The sequence below is a fragment of the candidate division TA06 bacterium genome (assembly GCA_016235665.1).
Classification (GTDB): domain Bacteria; phylum Edwardsbacteria; class AC1; order AC1; family EtOH8; genus UBA5202.
In genome coordinates this window covers 1-3,073 of record JACRJI010000007.1, presented here as the reverse complement: position 1 = coordinate 3,073, position 3,073 = coordinate 1, and the positions used below count along the sequence as shown (strand labels likewise).

Sequence of the window (3,073 nt, the reverse complement as noted above, 5' to 3'; positions counted from 1 at the left end):
TGGCCAGCGGTTCGCTGAACAATGTCCCGGAGTACGGAAGCATCAATGTGCCGAACGCAAACAAAACCGTCACGAAACCGGCGCTTATGAGTGAATGCGTCAATTTTTCCAACAGCCGCAGGAATAATACTGCGGAAACCGAACAAACCAGAATATTAAAAAATGAAACCAGAAAACGCAGGGCATGGGGTTCGATATCCTGGGGCGGTACGCCGAGCAGGAATTGGTGAACCCCGTTACCTACGTAATGGCTGATGGGAATTGATTCCCTGTATTTATTATACCATCTTGATTTGTTGACGGACTGGGCGATTTTAATCAGGGGGACAAGCATTATTTCTTCACCCGGACTGTAGCATGAGTATTTCCGCCCGTCTGTACCCTTTTGCAAACCGAAACCCCTCCAGGTCTCCAAATCCCTGGAAACGGCGAAAGTTCCTTTATCGGCAAGCGATTCAGCGGTACGGTAAACCACCTCGCTGTCAGGCTCCCGTATCCCCCCATAGGTCATAAGCGTATAAAAAGCAAAACTGGTTATAAAAAAGAGCCAAGAAAGGCGGGTTTTTAGACTGAAGACCGGTCTGGTTGTTTTCATAGATTCTTTTATTTGCAACATTTGTACCAGTATATCGAATTTAATATCTGTATGCGCCTAATTCTTTTGGCTTTTTTTTAACCGGCTTATGGGCTATAATAAACCCTGTTATGACTTATGCCGCTGGACTGTAGACTGTAGGGGCGTATTGCATACGCCCTGGGGTTGGGTGGCAAACAGATACTGATTTGTCATTCCCGAGGTAGTAATCGGGAATATGGTCTTAAGATAAACACCATATCCCTGATAAAACCATCGGGGATGACACCCTAACCCCAACAGCCGGGCGAATGCAATTCGCCCCTACAACTGCCCGATAAATCGGGCAACTACAAATTCAGGAACTTCATGCCCTACCCTGCTTCCAAATCCAAGCTTTGGATAGTCCAGCCCCCCCGGCCGGAGCTTTGCCGGGAATTATCTGTTGGATTGCAGGTCAGCCAGTTTCTGGCCCAACTCCTGATTAATCGGGGAATAAATACCGTTAAACAGGGCCAATCCTTCCTGAATGCCGGACTGGAAAGCCTGCATGACCCATTCCTGATGAAGGGCATGGCCGCCGCAGTCCAGCGGCTGGAAATCGCTGTAAGCCAAGGGGAGAAAATCTGCGTTTACGGCGATTATGACGCGGACGGGATTACCGGAACAATCCTGCTGTGCCGGATGCTCACCCAACTGGGCGCACCATATATGGTTTACATCCCCCACCGGCTGCAGGAGGGCTACGGCCTCAATTCTGCGGCGGTTCGGAATATTCACGCCCAGGGCGTAAGGCTGCTGATTACCGTGGATTGCGGAATAAGCAATCCGGCGGAGGTCGAACTGGCCCAGGGGTTAGGGATGGATGTCATCGTAACCGATCACCATCAGCCGCCGCCCGTATTGCCCCCGGCGGCGGTAATATTAAATCCCAAGCGCCCCGATTGTACGTACCCCTATAAGGATTTGGCCGGGGTCGGGGTGGCGGCCAAGCTGGCCCAGGCTGTCAGCGGCAAATTCAACCTGAAGAATAGCCTAAGCGATAATCTGGATTTAATCTGCCTGGGAACAGTGGCCGATGTTTCCCCCCTGACTGGCGAAAACAGAATTTTTGTCAAATACGGCCTGCAAAGGTTGACAAATGCGTCAAATTTGGGTATAAGAAAAATAAAGCAGGTGGCGGGCATGGCCGGGGATGCCCCGGTTCAGGTCGGGGACATTGAATACAAGCTGGCCCCCAGGATAAATGCCGCCGGACGGCTGGGCAGTTCGATGGCGGTATTACGTCTGCTGCTCACCGATTCCGAAGGAGAAGCGGACGAATTGGCCCGTATGCTGGATGAAGAGAACCGGCGGCGCAAGCAACTGGAAGACGGCATCTTAAAGCAGGCCCAGGCCCTCTCCTCCGCCCAGTTTGACCCGGCGCGGGACCGGGCGCTGGTGCTGCAACACCCGGAATGGCATCCCGGCGTGCTGGGAATTGTGGCCTCTAAAATGGCAGAGGTTTATAATCTGCCCTGCATCCTGCTCTGCACTAAAGATGACCCCGCCAGAGGCTCCGCCCGCAGTGTGGACGGATTTTATATACACCAGGCGCTGGATAAATTGAGAGCCTATCTGGTAACCTTCGGGGGGCACCACTATGCAGCGGGCTTAACCATCCGCCATGAGAACATTAATCCCTTCCGGGACAGCCTTAACGCCCTGGCCTGGGAATCTATCGGCAGCCAGGATTTGCCCGATAAGCTGAATCTGGACGGACGGCTTAGCCTGGATGATCTGGATAAGACCGTAATCAGCGATATTGCGCTCCTGCATCCGTTCGGAGTGGACAATTCCGAACCCCTTTTCTGGTCGGACGGACTTCAGGTTATGTATCCCCGCGGGGTGGGCACTAATCATTTGAAATTAAAGCTCCGCCAGCAGGAAAAGGTGATTGACGGAATCGGCTTCTCCATGGGCGAACTGCTGGAGGAAGTGGATTATTGCAGCCGCAACGGCATCGGGATTTCAGCAGCCTTTCAGCCCCAGATTAATTCCTGGCAAGGCCAGGAAACATTGCAGCTTAAATTGCAGGATATCCGGTTTGCAGAGAAGATGACCGAGGACAAAAAACGTAGGGGCTGACCTCTGTGTCAGCCCCAGTCGGGGGCGGACAGGGACGTCCGCCCCTACACTGAGGCTCAATAAGATGAAATCCAAAACATTTTTCTGGATATCAATCAGTCTTATTCTAGCTGTCATAGTGCTGATTCCAAGCTGGGTATTGACCCAGAATGCAGATATTCCGGGGCCTGAAACCAATATGCCGGCTCCGGGGGGGGGCGCTCCCCAGGGCGGCGGGATTACCCCTAGTGCGCCCTCAATCTCTCCCGGTATGCCGGAAGCCACACCCCAGCCGGGAGCCCCTGGCATTCCAGGGGCAGACAGCGCCACCGATATGTTCGGCCCCGCACCATCCGCCAAACCGTCACCCCCGGCGCAAATCGGGCCGCCCAC

General features: G+C 53.4%; 2 protein-coding genes. One reads left to right on the top strand and one right to left on the bottom strand.

What is annotated here, in order from left to right:
* On the bottom strand, positions 1 to 595 hold a 595-nt coding region (locus tag HZA73_02685), incomplete at its 3' end, for a hypothetical protein (protein ID MBI5804934.1).
* 348 nt (positions 596 to 943) lie between these two features.
* Here HZA73_02685 and recJ point away from each other — a divergent pair.
* The gene (recJ, locus tag HZA73_02680) at positions 944 to 2,701 is read left to right on the top strand and encodes a single-stranded-DNA-specific exonuclease RecJ (GenBank protein MBI5804933.1); all 1,758 of its coding nucleotides are present in this window, start codon (positions 944 to 946) and stop codon (positions 2,699 to 2,701) included.
* Positions 2,702 to 3,073 lie beyond the last annotated feature (372 nt).

Bases quoted from the DNA above. Each gene is read 5' to 3' on its own strand.
- recJ (MBI5804933.1), top strand. From the start codon at position 944: ATGCCCTACCCTGCTTCCAAATCCAAGCTTTGGATAGTCCAGCCCCCC.